Source organism: Flammeovirga sp. SubArs3, from assembly GCF_947387565.1.
Classification (GTDB): Bacteria; Bacteroidota; Bacteroidia; order Cytophagales; family Flammeovirgaceae; genus Flammeovirga; species Flammeovirga agarivorans.
The window spans coordinates 1,033,191-1,055,341 of record NZ_CANDOA010000001.1 but is presented as its reverse complement, the minus strand read 5'-3'; the positions used below and the strand labels follow the sequence as shown (position 1 = coordinate 1,055,341).

The following is a 22,151-nucleotide window of genomic DNA, read 5'->3' as shown; positions in this document are numbered from 1 at the left end:
CTAGTCCTATTTTTTCAATAAAATAACTGAAGTTTTTTGCTCTAAACCAACACATAGTAAGAGTAGATGATCGGATTCAATCGTATCATAATGCAAAGCAAAATTGAATGCGACTGTCACCAATGTCATGTTGGCAAAGTTTGCTATGGTATTTATATATTGATTTGGTTGAATTTCCTCTCCCCAGAAGTCCATAAGAACAGATGAGGCTTGGTGTGAGATTAAAGTGACGTCGGTATTAGACACATTATTTCTTTCTAAAATTTCCTTCGACACTTTAACAGGTTCATTCATACCAAACTGCTTAAATACATTAACTCCTTGTTCTGTAAGGTGAAAATATGGGGAAGAAAATGTATTTGTATTTTCAAGAATTGGTTGTGATGGGTCCTCCTCCATTTTACCCTCTACATCGGGGGAGTTAGACATACATGAATAATCACTGGAGTCTACACTTACTCCATAATCTTCGATATAAAAACAATTGGTGTCCTCTGATTTTGTTACAATGAGAGCAGCAGCAGCATCAGACGCACTAATACTTGCACTACTTTTATAATCAACATGCTTTGTCCAATTGGACCCAAGGCAAATCAAAGCTGTATTTACACTTCCTGTTTCGATTAAGCTTTTCACCAAATGAAGGGCAGTATTCAGCTGGTTGAATTCATCGTTTAATGGAATAATCGAACATGTAGAGCTTAAACCTAATTCATAATGACACTTGGCCAAAATATTAGGAGTACTGTACTCCGAGATACTTCCATACCCGATTAATAAATCAATTTCATCAACAGGAACTCCTGCATCGCTTATAGCTTTAAACGATGCAGCAGTCATATATTCAGAGATACTTTCATTCAAGCTTAGTACTCTGCGTTCTTTATACCCTCTAAATAAACCATCGTCTTGGATGCCTTTAAAAATAGGGTCGTCATTATATCTAATTCTAGCAGGATAACTACAACCTTTGCCTGTTATCCTCACTTTTAAATCCTTACTCACTTTCAACCTCCTCTTTGCTATTTACCCAAGAGGGTTCTGAAAGTTTAAAATGCTGTTGAAGAACAATTTCAGCTGTTTCGAAAGCTCCTTCAACCCAACCTTGTCCATTTGAGTAGGCTTCACCACAGATAAATAAATCTACATTATCCACTGGTTTACAGATTTTTGGAATGATTTCCCAACTTTTCTCTCCAATATTCCAGAAGTTTACTCCACCACCGAATGGGTCTTCACTCCAATCTTTAAATGCAGCAGCATAAGGAGCTGGAGCATATTTTACTCCATGCATTTCTTGAATCTGTTGGTGCATGTATTTCACCATTAATGGATTTGATTTATGCTCTTCCCAAAGAGAAGTATCCCCATGTTCATGATCATGTTGTTCTGTCTTAAAGTGTTCTTTCTTCTTTTGGGTTTCTAATCCCTGCCAGAAGAAGACACTTTGGCCATCATCATAAGTAGCCATTAATACCGAGTTGGTATTGTTAGGGTCGGCTTTATCCAATTTACCTTCAGTTCCCCAATAATAAGTTTGTCTAATCGGCAAGTCTGTCACAGATCTACCTTCCGTTACTCCTACTTGTTCCCACCACGGGTAAGGGTAGCACATAAACATCTTAAACAAAGGAATTGGCGAAACTGATTCTATCAGTTCTTTAAATGATCCATCTTCTTTCATCAGTTTTGGATCAATATCGATAAGTTCTAAAGATCTTCTTGGCATCGCTAGAATCGTTTTTCTTGCATATACCGTTTCTTTTGAACCATTTATGTCAAATACTAACTCGAATAATTCTCCCTCTTCATCAGAAGTTAAGTTGAGCTTCTCTAGTTTATAGAACATCTTCACTTCTCCTCCTTTCTCCATAAACTGATCAACCAAGGTAATTGGTAAATTTTCGTAACCGTCTACCAATAGATGGTAAGAATTATCTGTTGCCGCTAAATCAAAATTTAGAACTATGGTATCATAAGCATTCCAATTTTGGAATGTTGAATCGTACCCACCGGCTTTTTTAACATACTCTATTGCTTCGTTACTTAATGACAATGACAATAAATTCCAGAAGCCGTATTCGTATAGATATTTCCCATTTACCTTGTAAGACTGAAGGAATTCTTTTAACTCATCCCCTTTCTTGGTTGTCACACCAGGAATAATGGATTCTAATGCGAAGCTTAAAATTTCATCGCTTGTTTTTCCTTCCTCAGCAAAAGTTAGGTTATAGGGTAGTAATTTTTTATCAACTAATTCACTAAATCTTAGTCTAATATTTCTAAGGTAGGCGATATTTTCATCTTCATATACTGCTTCAGGTTTAGTCTCTAATTTTAAATAATCGACTAAAGAGGCAACATATTTTTGAGAAGATAGGAATCTCATTCCACCAAGTTCACATCTTGTATTGGGCATACCCGGAGGTGTAACGGATAATAAGCGTCCACCGATTCTACAACTTGATTCAAAAACACTGATAGATTTATTAGCAAATTGAGCGTCATTTTGTAGTCTCCAAGCACTATACACACCAGATGCACCGCCACCAATTACAGCAACATCGAGAATAGAGAGTTTGTTATTCATAGCAAAAAATTATGAGTACGTAGCAAATTTGACTCAATATATATTTTTATTTTTATAAGACAGAATAATTTTAAAATGAATTCATATTTAGAATACATTATTTATTTAGTAGTAAGACATTGTACATCTACTATTAATATGATTATTCTACTATCAAAAAAATGGTGCTTTTGTAGTGAAAATGATAAAAATAAAAAATCTCCAAATCAATAGTACTACGACTATCAAGTTGGAGATAAAGTTGAAAAAGAGTTTTAGGTCAATCACAGACTAACCTAAATCCTATATTATTTGCTTTCACAGTAGATGCTGCTTTAAAGCGATTGGTATTTCTACACCCATTTTCAGATGCCTTCCAACCACCTCCTCTAAGAACTTTTTCAGGAGTAGGATTAGAAATCTCATGATATGCATAAGAAGGTGAATAATCATTATTACACCATTCCCAAACATTCCCATTCATATCATAGATACCATATCTATTTTTAAACTTTGTACCTACTTTATGAGTAGTTCCGTTGGAGTTACCTCTATACCAACCCACTGATGTTAAGTCAATTCCACCACTATAGGTGAACTTTTGCTGTGCTCTTGCTACATATTCCCATTCTTCCTCAGAGGGTAACCTAAATTTCTTATTCGTCAACTGATTTAGTCTTTGAATAAATTTTTGTACTTCATTCCAACTGACGGTTTCTACAGGAAATTTTTCTCCTTTAAAGAAAGAAGGCTTTTTACCCATAATAGACCACCATTGTTCCTGTGTCACTTCGAACTTACCCATATAAAATTCTTCAACGTCAACTCTTTTTTCATCTTTCTCATCAGGATCACCCTTCTTATTACCCATGATAAATTCTCCTTTTGGAATCTTTACCATTTCAATAAATAGGTTACCGGGTATCGCAACATCAATTTGAGAAATTGTATTTTGAGCAGTTAAGTATTCTCCTTTTATTATAGTTAAGTTTAAAACTTTCTTTTCGTTATCATTAATATAAATCACCTCTTCTTTACTACCATAACCTTCTTGAAGTACTTTTATTAAGTGTTCACCCTCTGTAATATCTCCTTCGTAAGGAAGATGACCTATTAATCTGTTATCTATATATAATTGTGATTGATTAGAAGAAGGCGAACAATTTACCAATAATTTACCTTTCTTTATTGAGGGTTGTAAGTTTAAAAAGGTGGTATCACTATTAGTAATAGCGATTGTTTCTACACTTGTTTTATAAGATGGCTTACTAACTTCCACTATATATTTACCTGTGGAAAGTGATATACAATTATCGTATTTTATAATTGTCCCATTAATTCTAATTGTTGCTCCTTTTAATGTTTTCAATGAAAGAAAACCAAAGTGTGGTTTGAGATCTACAGATAAATCATACTCTTTCGGTTCTAATATTTCAACCTCTTGAGTAAATGGCAAAAAATCGGGGTGTCTTACTGTTATTGTATGTTTTCCAATTTCCAAATAATCAACCAATCCAGGTGTTTTTAATCCTGTAGGTTTATCATCAATATATATTTCAGCTCCTTCTATCGCCGGAGTAATTAAACGAATGCTTCCATAATCGGGGGTTAACTCATGAGCTAGTTCAACAGAAAACTCTTTATCAATAACAAGTTCTTTACTTATTGGTTGGTATAATGGTCTTTTTAATGAGTAGTTATACTTACCAAATTCCAATAATATCACTTTTGGTGTTTGTCCATAATACTCATTATTGATATAAATATCTGCCCCACTGTTTACTGTTTTAAAAGTTACTAATTGGAATTTCTTCTCCTCTTCTTCAACAATAACCCTGACCTTACCAGACTTCAAAATCATTTCATAGGTTGTGGCTTCTTTTATTTTATGCGGGTAAATATAATTTCTTAAAATGCCCAAATTGGGGTGTTTAATTGTTAGTCTTTTTGATCCTTCTGGAATATATACCCAATATTCACCAGATTTTGGTAATACTTTTACTATCCCATTTCCATCACCTTCGAATTCAAAGTTTTTCTCAGAAGTTACAACCTTTACTATAGCACATCTTTCCCCATTTTGATCCTCCAAAGGTGATTTTATTCTCGCCTCCATGTCTTGTGTTAGTTCCTGAAAGTTGACCACAGCAAGTTCTGGTTCTTGAGCAATTAGATTCGTTGTCCAAAAAACAAAAATGTAAAGTAAAGATAGATGTTTCATTATTGAGTAAAGTAAAAAGAAACTCTCCCAAGACTATCATTCAAGTAATCTAAGCTTTACAAGAACAGTAGAAATGAGAGAGTCACATATCATTAATAATTAGCAACTAATCTAAAACCTACATAGTAATTAGAACTTGTAGGATAATGAGATAACCTTGCTTTAGTAGAACAATAGGTATAATCGTGAGCAAAACTTCCTCCTCTAATCACTCTATATGTTCCAGAAGTTGGACCAGTAGGGTTATTTTGATATCCGTAGAAATAATTTCCAAACCAATCACTACAGACTTCAGCTACATTGCCACTCATATCATATAATCCGTAACCATTAGGGTTTAGCTGACCTACAGATTGAGTAGAATTAGAGTTTTGTGTAGACCAAGCAACACTATTGATTGAACTTGACCCAGCATATTGATAAGTTTCTCCACCATTGGCAGCATATTCCCACTCTGCCTCAGTAGGTAATCTAAAAGTATAACTTGTTATTTCGTTCAATCTATCGATGAAGTTAATGATATCATTATATGTAATACTCTCTACCGGGTAATTCCCTCCATTATAATAGCTTGGGTTATATCCCATTACCGCATACCATTGGTTTTGGGTAATTTCATATTTACACATATAGAAATCGTTTACAGCAACTTCATGAATTGGGAAAGTATTATCATGATTGGAGTCTCCACCCATATTAAATGATCCACCAGGAATTCTGATAATTTCCATTGTCACACTTTCATTTAAATAAATAGTCTGAGAATAGTCATTTTCTTCCTCTTCATAGATCGGATCTTCTTGAACAGTAGAACTTACAGCTCTAAAACCTAATGCTTGTACAGATCCAGTTGGTAAAATATACCCTCTGTAAGTATTTGTTGAAGCATCATCAATCGTTAAATAAGACCCTCCTCTTAATACTTTATAGGTACCATAAGCTGGACCATAAGGATTATAGGTATCATCATATGAATATGTTCCATACCAATCGTATACCCACTCAGAGATATTACCAGTCATATCATACAAACCAAAAGCGTTACTCTTTTTAGTACCTACTTCACTTGGAGCCTCAAATGAGTTACCTCCAACCCATCCAACATCATTGATATTATCACTACCAGCATAAGTGTAGTTTTCATTTGCTTTTGCAGCATATTCCCACTCTGCTTCAGTCGGTAACCTAAAATTGTAACCAGAATAGTTACTAATTCTTTCAAGGAAATTAACAGCTTCTTCCCATGAGATATTATCAACAGGATAATTATCTCCATAGTAGGTACTTGGATTGTACCCCATTACAGCAACCCATTGTGCTTGGGTCACCTCGTATTTACCCATATAGAAGTCAGAAACACTTACACTACGTACCGGCGTTTCATTATAATCACCATAATCAGATCCCATATTGAATTCACCACCAGGAATTCTTATCACTTCCATTGTAGTATATTCAGCAATGTTGATAGTCAATGATTCATTTTCTACTTCTTCCTCTTGATTATTGGCTGTAACATCCGATGCTGCTAACCTAAAACCTGCATCATTATAAGAAGCATCTGGCTCACTACCATTTCTTAGTGTTACTCCAATATCAATAGATGAATTATGAGAACCACCTCTTACTACTCTGTACTCACCATAAGATGGTCCAGTTGGGTTAGACTCTTCATATGTAGGATATTCCCCATACCAATCATATACCCATTCCCAAACATTTCCACTCATATCATATAGACCATAAGCATTGGGTTGTTTGGTGCCTACTTCTTGTAGTGAATTTGAATTATTGACAAACCAACCTACATCATCATAAAAATCACTACCAGAATACATGGTATTTGTACCTCCTCTAGCGGCATATTCCCATTCTGCTTCAGTAGGTAATCTAAATTGTTCTCCTGTATAACTATTAAGAGATTCAATAAAGTTCTGGATATCATAATAAGAAACTGACTCTACTGGATAGTTATAACCAATAGTATTACTTGGGTTGGATCCCGTCACAGCTTGCCATTGTTCTTGTGTAATCTCATATTTCGAGATATAGTAATAGTCTAAGGTAACATCATGAGGAGTTTCATCATCATGTCCAAACTCACTACCCATTGTAAAAGTACCTCCATTGATTCTAAGGACCTCCAATGGAACACCTCCAGGGAGCATTATCGTAGCCTGACTCACTGCTCCTTTTTCATCTAAAGCAGATGTATCAATTAAATTCTGTTCTTCTAATTCCTGTAAAGAAACATTATTACATGCCTGAATTAAACCACAGGAAATTAGGAGAAAAAGAAATTTTATAAACTTTCTCATTTTTCTTCTTTATAAAAATTAGTTAGAATATCTCCAGAATGGGAAGCCAACACCAAATTGATGTGTCAATCCTTTGTCTTGATATTTAATGCCATATTTTAATACTACTGCATTAAATAATCTACCATACACACCTGCCTCAGGGAATACCTTCATACCAGAATTATCTTTATCTTCTGCATAGAATACATCTTCATAAGCATAAGGATTATTGCTCTCTACCTCAATATATCTACCATAGTAGCCAAAACCAGCTCCAACATAGAACCACACTGGATAAACCACATTAAAAGTGAATCCCATAGACATTGAAAGGTTGGTATTCTTCACTACACCTGTTGCTCTGTATCCTTCAGAATCAAGTTCGTCTTCCTTAATTTTATTGATAGAGAACATGTTTGTATTCATTTTTACACCTGTGTAGAAGCCCATCTTATTATGGTTGATTGAACCCATTGTGATCCCTAAGTCACTTTCTGCATCATAGGAGTACAACATAAAAAATGAACTGTTTCTGTTCTTCAGTTTCTTAATTTTTCTAATCTCAGTATATGCTGAATTAGTATATGGAGAGTTAGGGTATTTTGAAGCATAACCACTCAACATATCAATAGCATCTTGGTATTTTCTTTTCTTAAATGAGGCATCACTTGATTGTTTGTATAAGTTATACAAATACCTATAAGCTTCTGAAGTCTTAGAACTATTTGGGTAGTTTTGAATAAATGCATTACAATTAGCGACAGTAGGATGCTTGACCATATTATTATAATCAACATCGATTCTCTCGTTACTATACTTATCCTTTAACTCTCGATAATGCATTCCATTAGGAAAGTTATTAAAGTAATAAGAGTAAGCTCCATTTGTAATGGCTTCATTATAAGCTTGATTATCCAATTCTTTATAACGAGAATTCGCTTCTGTTTGATGATAACCATTCGGATATTCTCTTAAGTATTTTCTATAACTCGCAGGAGTATCTTCCGCTCTTGTATTTTCCCATGCGGCATGATCTTTTTGGGCTACTTTCTGACGTTCCACTTCCAATATACTTTCTCTTGCTTGTGCTACATAATCACCTTGTGGATAAGCAGAGATGTAGTTATTGTAACCATTTACAGTATTCAGTGCCAAAGCTTCATTCCAAGCATCAAGGTCAGGATTATACTCTAACAATCTATCATTGATCTCTGTAACTTTACCTTCCTCAACAACAATATCTTTAGCTAACGTTGCATACTTATCTTTCTGAATCTTCACTCTATAAGTACCAATCAACACATCATCTCTTACGAAAGGAGTGTTTCCTAAAAACTCATCATTAAAATATACTTTTGCGTTACTTGGCACTACTGAGAATTGTACAGTACCTGTAATCGGAGTTGGGTTTAAATCAATTATTTTCTTCTCTCCAACAGTAACATTAATGTCTTTATACGCAGTTTTATGTTTATCTTTTTTTAGTTCCAGTTTTACTAAACCTGGTCTCACTCTAAACGTTCTTTCTTCAGATAATTTATTATTTACATATAAATACCCCCCTCTATCTTCAGAGTTAACTGTAATTGTAGCAAAATTTGGACGCATTGAAACTCTTAATGTATCACTTTTTAATGCCTCAACATCTACTGTTCTAGATTCTGGGATATACCATTTATGAGTTAGTTGGATTTTCCTTCTACCAATAGGAATGTTTGGAATATAAGCTGGTGTTTTTTGGCCAGTATTCATCCCATCTACTTTTATTGTTGCCCCATCTTCAATAGGTGAAGTAACATAAACACCTCCAATCAGGTCATGATGAATCTTTGTATTCTTACCTTCTACAATTTTGAAAGTACTTTCAACTAGTGTTTCATCACCTAATTCTATCTTGTATTTATAGGTTCCAACTTCATATAATTTCTGTATTTCACCACCATATTCTTCGGCCGTTCCTACAAATTGATCGTCTACATATACCAATGCTCCTTCTGGTTTAGTAGAGAAAATCACATAGCTGGATTTCTTCTTTTCTGGCTCAAAAATGAATTTCCCACCTACTTCTAACGTAATGCTATATACGTTAGACTTCTTAATAGACATTGGAAAATTATAATTGGCTTTTTTGTTAAGTTCTGGAGAAGCAATAGAGATCATTCTAGTGCCTTCAGGTACATATACCCAAACTTCTCCGATCTTTTGTTCCACACCTTCATGCTGAATACTAGTACCTAGAGAAAACTCCAAGTCTTTACGATCGGTTTGAACCTTAATAATGGCACATTTATCACCATTAATGTCTTCCCTTGGGAAATTCACTTTTGCATCCATGTCTGTTTGCTTATGCTCAAAATCAATAATTGATAGTTTTTGTGCATAAGAAGCAGTACTCATAAATACCAAAAGGAATAAGAGTAGTTTAAAAAATGACTTATTCATAATAATAATTAATTCACAATTGACATGATGAGATTGTTTTTGAAATCACCACAAATAATTGGGGTTTGTTGTTTGTCTGTATAGTCTCTAACATTTTCTCTTGTGAAGGCAAATGCCTCTGAAACCGTTACATACAAGTCTTTATTTTTATCCGCTTGACCATATAGTGCATTGATCAGGAAGTAACTAAATACTCCTTGTCTTTTTGAAGAAGCTTCAACCGATGTTTCTTCTCCTTTAGAGGATAATATGAACACCTCACCTTTATCAATATCTGACAGATTCTGATAATGCTGCACTGGAGCATCCATATTTGCAATTATAGTTTCTGAATGATTGGCTTTATCTGCAGCTAAACTTCCAGAGTGACAAGCATCAACAATACAAAACTTATATTTTGCTTTACTTTCTTGCATCACTTTTTTCACAAGAGCATGTGTAACTAAACCAGGTACTACCGGGATATCTTCATTGCCAACTGTTTCGTAATATGGTTTTACTGTCGCATCACAATCCTGGGCTACCAAATGTTGGGTACTCCCATGGCCTGAAAAGTAAAAATAAATCGCATCTTCTTCTCCTGCCTGAGAATACAATTCTTTCAAAGACGATTCTATTCCATTTTTAGTAGCGTCCTCATCAATTAAAAGAATTACTTGATCTTCCGGGATGTTCCCACCTTCTTTACTTTTAAAGAATGCATACATCTTGTAAGCATCATCATTGGTGTAATTTAGTCGTAACTCCTCGTCTCTATAATTAGCTACACCCACGATCACTGCCCAATTTTTATGATTTTTTCGGGCGGCACCATTTACTGCTTCAATAGTCTCTTCCACTACTTCGGATTGAATTTCTTCAACCTGTTGCTGCACTACCTCTTCATTCTGAGGCTTTTGTGTTGGTGATTGTGTCGTTTGTTGTTGTGAAGGAGTAATACCATTGGCTCTCTGCCATCTTTCGTATTCACTTTCGCTATTTGAACGCCAATCATGTTCTGCTTTTTCAGCCGCAGCCTTCCAAGCCATATAGTCACGGTCCTTTTGGTTTAACCAAGTTTGAAAAGAACTCTGAGCTGTCAGGTAAGAAGTAGATAGAATGAATAGAATGAATGATAGTAAATGCTTTTTCATTAGAGTAAAGATTGTTGTATGTAAAACGAAAGAAATACTTCACTATTTTCTATCAATAATGAAGTATTCAAATCATATTATTCCGTTAATGAAGAATCTGGAGATTGATTAATAAAGTTGCTAGCACTGTTTGCCCACTCTTGGTTGGCTCTCGACTCTTCCACTGCTCTTTCTAAAGCTTGTCTTCTCGCTCTAGCAGCACCATCTTCGTCGATTAAAAAGTAAATTTCAAAACGATCTTTTGTTTTTACTGCAAAACTTTGCTTTAGAATCCCTGATAAATTTGAAGAAATTTGCTTTTCGTAAGCGGCATAAAACTTGTCCATCGCACCCTCTTGACGAGCAGCATCCAAACCAGATTCTGATACCATTTTACCTTTTAGAAAGCTATTCGCTAACGTGGCATATTGTACTTGAGCATTGTTTGTTGCATGTTGAATACAAAGATTAGTTGTTGGGCAATTTTCAGAAACACCAATAGTCTCTTCGTATCCTTCTGCATCCAATTTTGCATAGTGCTTTTCTAATAACACTTCCAAAGAGCGAGAAGAACCAATCACTTCTGCTTTTTCTTTTTTGAAATACTTCAGCTTCGCTTTGATCTCTTTCTTTTGAGCTTTAGACTGAGCTATAGAAGTTTGAGCGGCAAAGACCATCAGTAACATTACTGAAAGTGAGGTAAATAATCTAAGAGTTCTCATAAAGTTTATTCTACTATTATTGAAAATGAAATCCACAATAGGATTTATCTATATAAAAAATTTTGAATGATTGTTGCTTAAAAATCGGCAAGTCCAAACACTTCTCCATCAGCATTTTTTTCAGGTTGCCATGTTCTGACATGAATCATAGGTTCTTTGATAGAAGTTAAATCTACCATTAGAAACAAATACCCTTTATCACCATAGTTGTTAGAAAAATAATGTTGCTTGATTTGAATACCATAAATTGGCTTATCATATCCTGCCTTTTTGATCGTACTGTCCTCGAATTTTAAATTGATAAATTCCTTTCTTTGGAATTGGTATTTTAGCTTCCCGATATATTCCGCTTTTGTCTGTTTATTGTACTTCACCACCGTATGATCACCAAATCTACTTTCAGGACCATTCGATTTTTTCACAATGTTACCGACAATAATAAGTGCATCATCAGAGAAGATCGAAGAGATATAATCTAATCTTTTTAGTGCATATGCTGTTTTGTATTGCTCCATAAAATGGATGATCAATTGTTTTTCTTCTTTGGGCCAGTTCTTTTTACTTAAGATGTCCTCATAAGCAATTTTACTTAACGCAAAGTTGACATGATCAATTTTCCCATTCACATCAAAGCCAAAAACTACATCTTCAATAAACTTTCTATTGTTTCTAAATGAAAACGACATCGGGACGGCTCTCACTTCAGTAACATCACCTACTTTAAAAGTAGTCACATCGTCAGAGGGTAAAATAGACACACTACCATACGAAAAAAGTCTCTCTAAAAAGTCTTTACCTTGTGGAGTACAGATTTCAGCTAAAGAGGTGAAATCATGATTCTGAGATAACTTAATTGCTTTTTCTACTATATTCTGATAATCTTCTGATACCACTACATCAGAAAATTTAAGGTCTTTTGTAGTAGTAGTAGTTGGTGACACTAGCTTTTTGGCTACTTCTACTTTTTGCTTTTTATTGAATTCTATGGGCTGATAGGCAGATTTAAATGGAATACCTTTCACTTTTGAAAGAACATCTTCCACTTCTCTATCCATCTTCGCTTCTTTTTTACACATATATTCAATCTTGATCTTAGAATTTTCTTTTGATTCAGCCATAGGGCCCATAAATTCTAAAATTCCTCTTCCATCTTTTGCCGAAACAATACTCGACCAATCTCTTCCATCCCAATAGGTGTAATCAAGGTTTTGTACTTCTTGATCTTTATAGTACACTCCTAGATGAACAATTTTATGGTCTTCTTCAAGTTCGATCTCTTTTGTTTTAAAGTCGATATCTTCAAAGATATCATCCAATTGTTTTGGAAAATATGTCATCAGATTTCTTTCCTGATAATCTATTTCGGATTTGTATGTGAGCTCATTAGCATCTGGATGTGATCGAGTAAGAATCATACCCCAGTAGTAATACCTTACTGCATCTGCAATTTTCAATTCTTCCAAATACTTATCACCAAAATGAGCAAACTCTTTGATTTTATTGTATCGATTCGTGAAGACTTTTGCTACATCTTCTCTTTTGATATATCTAAAGACTTTAGCATCTGGCTCCTCCCCAAATACGATACGTTCTGCATTGTTCAGAGTGGCACTAGAGTAAGTGTTGACTACAGAAGAAACATTCTCCTTTAGTTCACTTCCTGTACCATAACAAGACTGCGTACTAAACTGACTTTCTACAGATAATGAAATCTGTGAAATCAAAGTTCTCAAAGCCTGTTGATCGGCTTCGTCGGTTGTGATCCCTGTTCCTTCACCCCACATGTACACATGTTGGGCTGCTTTAATTTTTTCTATCTGCGGAGTTTGTGCTTGAGTAGAAGTAGACACAAATAGAAATGTAGAAACACAAAAAAGAGAATAAAAAATTGATAAAGAATTCAAAATAATTTTGCTTGTTAAAAACAATAGTAACTAAACCAGCGGTAAAATAACACGGTGCAAAACTATTGATAAAAGGGTTAGAAAACAAAAAATAAATTAACATTATTCGAAATATTATTTGCTGTATCTAACTTTTAATAACTTTTTAATAGATTTTTAATATAAATTAAATTAAAAATAACACAGATTAATCACAGCCCATAATTCATTTTTTTTGATCGTATTACATTGGCTAGTAGACATATCCGTACATTGTTATATCTCTAAATCGCAATCACAAACTCTCGTAAATTTTCTTCTGCCGTCAACTCCATTTTTTTCTTAATACGGTAAAGACTTTTCTTTACTGCTTCAGGACTCATATTGGAAACTGTAGCAATTTCTTTCCTCTCCATACCCACTCTTAGGTAAGCGCAGATCTTTAAATCTCTTTGTGTAAGCGACGGATATCTTGTCTTCAGTTTATCAAAAAACCTTGGGTGAACCTTCTCAAACTGATAGGTAAAACTTTGCCAGCTGTCCTCACTTAGATTGAGTTTTATTGTCTTCTTAATTTCTTTTACTTCCGGAACTATTGTCTCATCTACTTTGCCAGATAAAGCAGTAATCTGTTCATTCAGTTGTTCCAATAATGTATTTCTTTCATGGGAGAGCATTGTAGTGGTTGCCAATTCTCTTTCTTTCAACGCTAATGTCTCTTCGGCCAATTCTTTTTCAGAGATTCTAAGCTCATTGATCTCCACATTCTTCCTCACTAAATTCAGGTTGGCTTGTTTTTTCAGTTGATAAGAACGGTACAACACAAATAGAATAATAAGAATTAATACTACACCCACAATAATTGCTTGTAAGATAATTTGCTCTCTGGCCAGCTCGTTTTGAAGGTTTTCGAAAGCCTGTCTCTTTTCCATCTCCAAGCGTTCCTTTTCCAAAATAAGTTTTGACTTGTATTCTATTCTAGCAATCTCATTGGCTCTTTCCTGATTAAAAGTTTCCGATTTCTTCTGATCCAATATTTCCAAGTAATGCAATGCTTCTCTTATGTTCCCTTGTTTTTTACTGGTCTCATACATCACATCGTAGTAGTTTCTTTCAGAACCTTCCGACAGACTACCATTGGAAACCTTAAAGGCTTCTTTAGCATATTTTTGTGCCTCATTGATTTTCCCTTGTTGCAAGTAAATACTACCCATTGCCAACAAAGAATTGGCCATCATCCCTTTGTATTTATTCTCTGATAACGTCAAAGATTTTTTGTAATTCTTGATGGCTTGGCCATAGCTATTCTTTCTCGCATAATATTCCCCAAAAAGATGGTACCCTTTTACCAACCCTTTTACATACCTGACACTATCAAAAGCTTCGATGCCTTCTTGTACAAATTGATATCCACTATCTAACTCCTGCAAATGAAAATACACCTCCGCAAGAGACAAATCCGTTTGACCTAATCGTTTGGTATCTCCAACACTTTGGTAATAGGCTCTAGAAGTAAACAATAATGATTGTGCTGTAGAATAGTCATTGATGGATTTATAAGCACCCGCTCGAATTCTATTGGTATACTGTTTCATTTTCTCATTTTTCATCAAATGGAAAATATGAAAAGCATAGTTTAACTCCGCCAACCCATCTACCGGTTCATTATTATCAATCAATAAAATTCCATGACTCAAAGAATGGTAGCCCATCCCCAATGTATCTTGTGCCAACTTAGCCATTTTAGTAGCTTCACCAAGACAGTATAGAGCAGAGTCGAGCTGTTTTAATTCTTTATAAATGATAGAGAGGTTTCCATAATTAAATGAACCTCCTTGTGGATCGTTGTATTTATTATAGAGTGCCAAACTTTGAAAGTGTGCTCTTTTGGCTTTTTCAAGTTCACCAATTTGTGCATAGGCAATACCTAAATCGTTAATCCCCTTGGCTTGGATAAGTGCAATTTTAGTGTCTAATGATTCTGAAGAAATCTCTAGCAAATGTTCGTAAGCAACAATGGATTCTTCTTGTTTGGATTCGTTCTCTTTCAACTCCCCCAACATACGATAATAGAGTACTTTTGATGGAGTATCTTTTTCAGAAATTTGCTCTGGAGAAAAGTCCTTCAATCCCTTTTTTACGGCCTCATATTTATTGATGGACAGTAAGGAATCCAGTGTCAATAACTGTTCAAAAATAGGCTCTTGTGCTGACTGTGCATAAAGAGGACAGCATAGGATACAGGAGGTAAAAAGTAAATAAAAAAATAGTAGAGTTCTTTTGATAGTCATCATTTCGAAATAGTGTATAAAATCACAGCATTACTTGCGTTCAAAAGTATTCATTTTCGATGATTTTTTAAAAAATTCACATTTATTTATGGGTGTCCCCCCTTTGTCCCCCCTGTTTTTTAGCATTTAAAAGCGATTCCTCCCACATTTGTATCAGATCGAAACAGCCGGTCAATATTATTTGCTACTTAAATATTACTTTTCATCTATACAATAAAATGCGAATCAAGTTAAGTATTTTTTTAGTTCTAACTATATGTCATTTCGGGGCGAAAGCTCATAGCCTTTCTACCAATTCAATTATTTCAATAGATAGTTTAGAAATTTCTACAGCTACTATAGACGGGAGTTTATCGTATGCTATAACCGAAAAACAGTAAGACTTTTCATTCAAATACTATCTATTTCTAGATTGTTAAAATAAGTATTGATATACTAACTACTTTATTTTTTTTATGGCTTATTCAGTGAATTAAAATCGAGGGGGTATCCCCTCGTTTTTAGCCATACTTCTTCACTTAAAGATTACATTTAAAGCAGACTTAAGATATTTGGAAATTTATATTCCCATCAAGAAAACAAAAATTGATACAGGTTAAACATGCATAAGGCGGGAGATTTTTTCTCCCGCTTTTGTTTTATATCACTTTTTGTAATCATCTTATATATATAACCTATATCTCCAACTCATTTATCTCACACCTATGCTCAAGCACTTCTTTTATAATCTCAACTGCTTTAAGATATTTCACTTTATTATTTCTTAGAGATTGAAACAGAAGGTTTCCATCATAAATGACTACTTGAGCAAAAATAGTTTCCAATATAAATCCAGTACTTTTTGGTTTTTCATAACAGTAGATCTCACAATGTTTGGTCTTTTTTATGCTTTCGTAAGGTAATGTAACATTGCATTGGTAGGTCGGTTTCTTATATATCGCATGCCATCGAATCCCTTCATTTACTAAATCTCTCCTTACCGTATAGTATGCCTTACCTCCTGGTTTTAATAAAAAGCTGACTTCTGCCAATACTTTTGTCTGTTCTACCCTGTCGATAACATTCAATACATAGTGACAGAATATTACATCATAGCTTTTTAGTGGAAAATTGGGGTGATAGAAAGCATCGTATTTGTCTATCTGATAATTTAATTTGGAAAGTGTTTCTACATCTTTTCCATGGCCACAACCAAAGTCTAAAATATCGCCATTTAGTACCCCTTTTTCATATAAAAAACGAGTAGGAAAAGAATAGTTTTTACGGTGAATTGCCGTAAGTTCGGGGTAGTGTTTAATAGTAGTTTTTTTTAGCATTATGAATCGTTTGAATAGTAATAGTAATGAGGCCTTTAGACTCATCAGTCATATCTTACAGAAAGATAGTAAAAATTCTACTTATAAGTTGGCATTACTAAGAGGTACTATTGAAATCTTGTCTGAATCGAATGCTCTTGTATATACCGATAATCAGTTTTGTTACCTCCCATTAGCCCCCTTATGTGAGAAGTGGATATACTATTACACTCCTTTTGTATATCATGGAATAAGTCAAAATTCAGGAAATAAAATTGCCTTTTATCAACCCCTAAAAAATTTGATAGATTGTTACAGCGGTACACTAAATGATATTCAAAAAGGATTGGCTAAAGATATACGTTTTGGATTCAAAAATGGTGAGCGAAGAAATAAATATATTTTGTGTATTAAAGAGATCGCTATATGTATTATTAGAAACCCTATGAAACATATTGCTCATTCTTTTTATAAGGATACCTACCAACTGTACCTAAAAAGAGCTAACCCTAATTTTAGTACTCTTCTAAAAAGCGAACAGCAGCTATTTAAGAACGACCTACACAACACTATGGGGTATATACAATTTAAGAAGTTTATTCAACCTGGGCTAGAACTGTTTGGATCATTTCTAATTGGAGAGCAATCCCTTATTCAAAATTGGGCGACTACAACAATGAATTTTAGTAATAACAAACACCTTTCTTTCAATGTAGAACAGGTATCACAACTATTACTTCAGTCTACTACTATTAGAAGTGTAGAACCTCCTAAAGGATTTTACCAAGAGTTACAAAGCAGCTCTCAACTGTACTGTGTATGGTCAGGCAAGAGATTAACGAATAAATTTGATACCGATCATATCATTCCTTACTCTTATTGGAAAAATAATGATATCTGGAACCTTCTCCCTTCCTCTAAAAGCATCAATAACAAAAAAAGTGATAAAATCCCTACCACTGAACGCTTGATAAAACAAAAAGAGCTTATCCTCTCTACATGGAAATTGACTCATACTAGGTATGAACAACAATTCGAGAGAGAAGTAGCTCTTTCTTTAAATATCATCAACGGCTCTTTTGAGGATATATTTAATGCCTTATGTCAAAAGAGTGATTACTTAATTAATGAATTGGGGTTTGAGGGGTGGTAGGTGGTAGGTTTATAGAATTGATCGAAGGTGTCTTTTTACATTTTCTGATAAAAGATTTATTTTTCTTATTTTAATTTTTCCTTCTTAGTTGAAAGAGGAAGAGTAATAGTCAATAGTTGTTCAAGGAAACGCTTATTTTTTGAACCTACATACATTTCTAAAAGTTCCTTTGGTGATATATAAATATTGAATATCCGCTCTCCTTCAAAAATTTCTAGAGGTAAATCTACATAACCGATATGTTTTAAAGATGTAAATTCATTATCAATATTAGGGAACAAGAAACAATTAATAATAGGTTTTTCTTTACACAAACGGTTGAAATAATGAGCATAGATAAATTGTTTTGTAATATCACCCAAATTAGGATGACCATCAATAGATTCATCCTTAATTTGAACATTGTAGTACTTTGCATCAAGAACTAAAAAAGCATTATCATGATTGTGTAAAATATCAGGGATATGTTTAGCTGATGTTTTAAGTACTTTCTCATTAGTACTTTTCCATATTGGACTCTCGATATGAATTTTATGCTCTTCATACTGATCATAAAAAGCTTCTTTGCATGCTTCTTCCCATACAGTATCAAACTTTTTGGTGCCAAAAAGGGAAATGTAATTTGAATTTTCTTCTGATTTTTTTTGAATTAGAAGCTTTATTCTTTTTAGCAATTGTATTTTTCTATCATCAAATACTTCATGTAAAATCTCATCTATTTTAGAAATAATATATTCATCTGATCCTATTTTTCCTTTTTCTAAAGGATAAAAATAAGTAATAGGAAAACCTAAGATAGATGCATATTTATTATTACAGTAATATAAAGCCCACTCATGAATTTGAGTAATCACATTTTCAGATACCCAATTAATTTCATTAGTATAATAATTTACATAATATGGATTTCCATTTTGGATGATTGGGTTTATATTATTGATGGTATGATCCCAATCAATTTCATTACCCCCATTAAGTACTTTTTCTGTTGGGTATTCATTCCATAGACCATTACTGAGAAAATCTTCTAAGAGCCAATATGCAGATGCTGCTTCATTATAAACAGAATCAGCATCAGAAAGGTAGTCTTCATCATTATGTTTTCGGTATGCACTTTTACTATAAATAATAAGAGACTGAATAATAAGTTTGAAGTGGTTGAACTTTTGGGGGTCATCCCAATTATAATAGCCTGTATACTTAGGTAAAACACCAATAATAGTATCCTTTATCGTAATGACTCCTACGTATCTAAACTGATAGGTATTATTGTTTTTCTTTATGACTTCAAGGTCTAATAGTTCTTGAGTACTACCTTTCCCTAATAGTGTATCAAGACTAGAAATAGAATAACTTTCTAGTTCATTGAAGTAAGTTAAATGACCTTTATTCATTACCCTCTTCATTTGAAATTTCACCTTCATTAGGGATATCACTTTCAGAAGAAGAAGAGTCTTCATTATTTTCAGGAGAAGGAGTTTTATCAGATGCTATTGTTAGGCCAAATGTGAAGATCTTATCTTCTTTTCCTGCGTCTAAAATTTTAGAGAAAGATTTTGCATATTCAGCGTTAAATAATTGGGTAGGATTATGCCTAACAACATTTTCTCGAAGGTAATGGATAAGTTTATTCTTAATAACAGAATCATCATCTAATTCTTCTTCTTTCAAGAAGAATGGTCCAATAAGTTTATCTTCATTAGCTCCAATCTTTTCACTAGATAATTGCTCATTAATTTCTGTTCTAAAAGTATTCCAACTGTACTTTTTACCTAAGAAAGTAATTTCCCAATCTGCAATTGCCTTAATACTATCTTCATCATTAATAGATGTACCTTCTAATTTCCATCGTCTTTTAAAAGCAGCATCTAAAGGGAATACACCTTGATCGGCAGAGTTCATTGTAGCCCATATATAGAGCTTATTATTGAGTTTCAGTTCTTCATCTAGGCTTTTAATAATTCCGTTGTCTAAAAGCCATTGTTGAGCCTCTGTACTCAATGTTATTCCATACTCACTTACTCCATTATCCCTATCTAAAAGTTGGAATACTTCTCCAAAAACACTTGCTGCATTTGCTCTGTTGATTTCTTCTATAATGAGAAGATAGGGAATACCTTTCCCATCTTTATTATCTTTACTTTTTTTTACAGCTTCTAGGAAAGGTCCTGGTACGAATTCATAGCTTATTGTATTATCTTTGCTAATTGATTTATAAGATGTTGCAAATTTACTTGTTTTCTTTTTATTACTTACAGGCTTGTAAGATCCAACAAACTTGCTGTATGAGTAGTCGGGGTAGAAAGTAATTCTTTTCATATTACCTCCAAAAGCAGATGAATCTTTTTTTAATTTGTAGCTTTTTCCTGTACCTGGGGCACCATATACAAGGCGGTTATGAGGTTTATTGATCGGAGATTCACCTATAGGAGGTTCGTCATCTATAAATACAATTTGAGTCTTTTTCCCAAGAATAGTTTCATAGGCATCATAATCAGGAGAACCACTTTTCACAAGATGGAATGAATATACATCATCTTTTTTCGTATTTTCAAAAATAATAATATCATTTAAGTTTCCCTCTAATTTATCTAATATTATTTCTTTTAAACCTTTATTAATCATAACTTGAGGTTTACCTTCTCCCGAGCGAACATTTAAAGTAACCTCCTCTTTATATTTTGGTTTTGTTGAGTTTATAAATTCCACATTTTTTGATATGGTTTTATCACTCACATCAATACCAAACATATATTTGGACGGTTCTTTAGAAAAAGACATCTGTCTATCAATGTCTTGTTTTTGTATTTTTTTTATGCATTTCATTGAAGTTAAACTGCTTGTTTTTTTACAAAAAAACACATTATATAATATAATGTGTTTTAAATATATACTTTGTAAGTCAATATTAATAATTATTGTAATATCTTTTTTATTCCTTTCGCAATACCTTCTGCCATCTTAGGTGGAACAGCATTTCCAATCATCTTAAAATTATATCCCATAGATTCGTTAAAAATAAAATCTTTTGGAAAGGATTGTAGTAAAGCGGCTTCTCTTACTGTGATAGATCTTGCTTGCTCTGCATCGGGATGCAGAAACATTAAACCGTCTTTATATAGGTGAGCTACTACAGTTGGAGAAGGTTTATCCCATTCTAAACTTCTGTATTTAGCATGCTTTGATTCTTTTTTAAACTTATTATTGTAAAAATCTATTCGATCCTGAGAAGACCTGTAATTCCAATTCCCTTCTATCCATTCCTTGAAAAAGGATATATCTCTATTATTTTGGAATCTAGGAATTTGTGTCTCATTTATTTCCTTTAAATCAGTATCTTTTGGTAGATGAGACACTTTTCGTTTTAATATTTTTTGTGGTTCTTCTAATGGATAATGTTTAGGTTCATTACCTATCACACTTTTAATAGATATGTCTGTATCAATAAATTGATCTTTTATTGATTTATATACCTTATCTAAGGTAAGGTTATTTTCTTCTGACCATTTTTTATTTAAACCTACAAGAATAATACGATTTCTCTTTTGAGGTACTCCAAAGTCAATTGCAGAAAAGACAGCACTTTTTAATTTTTCAGGTGCTAGAATAGTGTAATTAATTTCATTAAATGCTTCAAAAATTCTTTCTGTAACTGGTTTTCCACCAGGAGTTGCACTAAGCATCCCTGGAACATTTTCAAACACAAATAATTTTGGTTTAAATTCATCTACTACCTTCACAAAACTCTCAAAAAGATAATTTCGATAATCTTCTTTCATTGAATTTTTATCTTGAGCTCTTCCTGCAATTGAATATGCTTGGCATGGTGGACCTCCAATAATAACATCTACACTTTTATTTCCAACCAATCCTTTTAAACCTTTTTCTTTAGGTAATTCACCATTAGATTTGCCATAATCTAAGATTGATTCTTCTGACCAATTACCATTTATCAATTCTTCAGTTTTTTGGATATCAAAATGAATAACACTATTCTTTGCTTCTACATCAGAATGTTTCCATTGTTTATGAAGTCTATTTCGCAAGGTTCTTACCATAGGTAATTCCCATTCTACATGGGCTAGTCCATGGTTATTTTTATCAGCATTAAGGAAGCCTTCAGAAAGACCTCCACAACCTGCAAATAAATCTATGAAGTTCAT

14 protein-coding genes are annotated in these 22,151 nt (G+C 33.5%); 1 reads left to right on the top strand and 13 read right to left on the bottom strand.

From position 1 onward, the window contains the following. Nucleotides 1–6: 6 nt before the first annotated feature. The 10 genes from QL232_RS03785 to QL232_RS03740 form a co-directional block, all read right to left on the bottom strand. Entirely contained in the window at nt 7–1,005 is a 999-nt protein-coding gene (locus QL232_RS03785) for a hypothetical protein (protein WP_281613157.1), read from the bottom strand. Then, entirely contained in the window at nt 998–2,590 is a 1,593-nt protein-coding gene (locus QL232_RS03780) for an FAD-dependent oxidoreductase (RefSeq protein WP_281613156.1), read from the bottom strand. The genes QL232_RS03785 and QL232_RS03780 overlap by 8 nt, the downstream gene beginning before the upstream one ends. 259 nt (nt 2,591–2,849) lie before the next feature. Further along, nucleotides 2,850–4,790 (bottom strand): SUMF1/EgtB/PvdO family nonheme iron enzyme, encoded by a 1,941-nt coding sequence (locus QL232_RS03775; protein ID WP_281613155.1) that lies wholly within the window; start codon nt 4,788–4,790, stop codon nt 2,850–2,852. Between the two features lie 92 nt (nt 4,791–4,882). Continuing rightward, nucleotides 4,883–7,108: an SUMF1/EgtB/PvdO family nonheme iron enzyme gene (locus QL232_RS03770; protein ID WP_281613154.1), complete on the bottom strand. Its 2,226-nt coding sequence runs from the start codon at nt 7,106–7,108 to the stop codon at nt 4,883–4,885. A gap of 18 nt (nt 7,109–7,126) precedes the next feature. Next, a complete protein-coding gene (locus tag QL232_RS03765; RefSeq protein WP_281613153.1) occupies nt 7,127–9,532 on the bottom strand; it encodes a PEGA domain-containing protein in 2,406 nt (801 codons plus the stop codon). 8 nt (nt 9,533–9,540) lie between these two features. Then, entirely contained in the window at nt 9,541–10,665 is a 1,125-nt protein-coding gene (locus tag QL232_RS03760; protein WP_281613152.1) for a caspase family protein, read from the bottom strand. A 77-nt stretch (nt 10,666–10,742) separates the two neighbouring features. Beyond that, nucleotides 10,743–11,366, bottom strand: coding sequence for a hypothetical protein (locus tag QL232_RS03755; protein WP_281613151.1), 624 nt, complete (start codon nt 11,364–11,366; stop codon nt 10,743–10,745). A gap of 77 nt (nt 11,367–11,443) precedes the next feature. Continuing rightward, a complete protein-coding gene (locus tag QL232_RS03750; RefSeq protein ID WP_281613150.1) occupies nt 11,444–13,216 on the bottom strand; it encodes a hypothetical protein in 1,773 nt (590 codons plus the stop codon). 317 nt (nt 13,217–13,533) lie between these two features. Next, on the bottom strand, nt 13,534–15,543 hold the full coding sequence (locus QL232_RS03745) for a tetratricopeptide repeat protein (protein ID WP_281613149.1): 2,010 nt from the start codon (nt 15,541–15,543) through the stop codon (nt 13,534–13,536). Between the two features lie 671 nt (nt 15,544–16,214). Continuing rightward, entirely contained in the window at nt 16,215–16,856 is a 642-nt protein-coding gene (locus QL232_RS03740; RefSeq protein ID WP_281613148.1) for a methyltransferase domain-containing protein, read from the bottom strand. A gap of 1 nt (nt 16,857) precedes the next feature. Here QL232_RS03740 and QL232_RS03735 point away from each other — a divergent pair, with 1 nt between their 5' ends. Then, nucleotides 16,858–17,988 carry an HNH endonuclease domain-containing protein gene (locus QL232_RS03735; RefSeq protein ID WP_281613147.1) on the top strand — a complete coding sequence of 377 codons (1,131 nt, stop codon included), beginning with the start codon at nt 16,858–16,860 and terminating at the stop codon, nt 17,986–17,988. 65 nt (nt 17,989–18,053) lie between these two features. Here the strand turns inward: QL232_RS03735 and QL232_RS03730 are convergent, their stop codons facing one another. The 3 genes from QL232_RS03730 to QL232_RS03720 form a co-directional block, all read right to left on the bottom strand. After that, the gene (locus tag QL232_RS03730; RefSeq protein ID WP_281613146.1) at nt 18,054–19,382 is read right to left on the bottom strand and encodes an LlaJI family restriction endonuclease; all 1,329 of its coding nucleotides are present in this window, start codon (nt 19,380–19,382) and stop codon (nt 18,054–18,056) included. Continuing rightward, nucleotides 19,375–20,814, bottom strand: a complete 1,440-nt coding sequence (locus QL232_RS03725) for an AAA family ATPase (RefSeq protein ID WP_281613145.1) — start codon at nt 20,812–20,814, stop codon at nt 19,375–19,377. The genes QL232_RS03730 and QL232_RS03725 overlap by 8 nt, the downstream gene beginning before the upstream one ends. A gap of 89 nt (nt 20,815–20,903) precedes the next feature. Continuing rightward, entirely contained in the window at nt 20,904–22,151 is a 1,248-nt protein-coding gene (locus tag QL232_RS03720) for a DNA cytosine methyltransferase (protein WP_281613144.1), read from the bottom strand.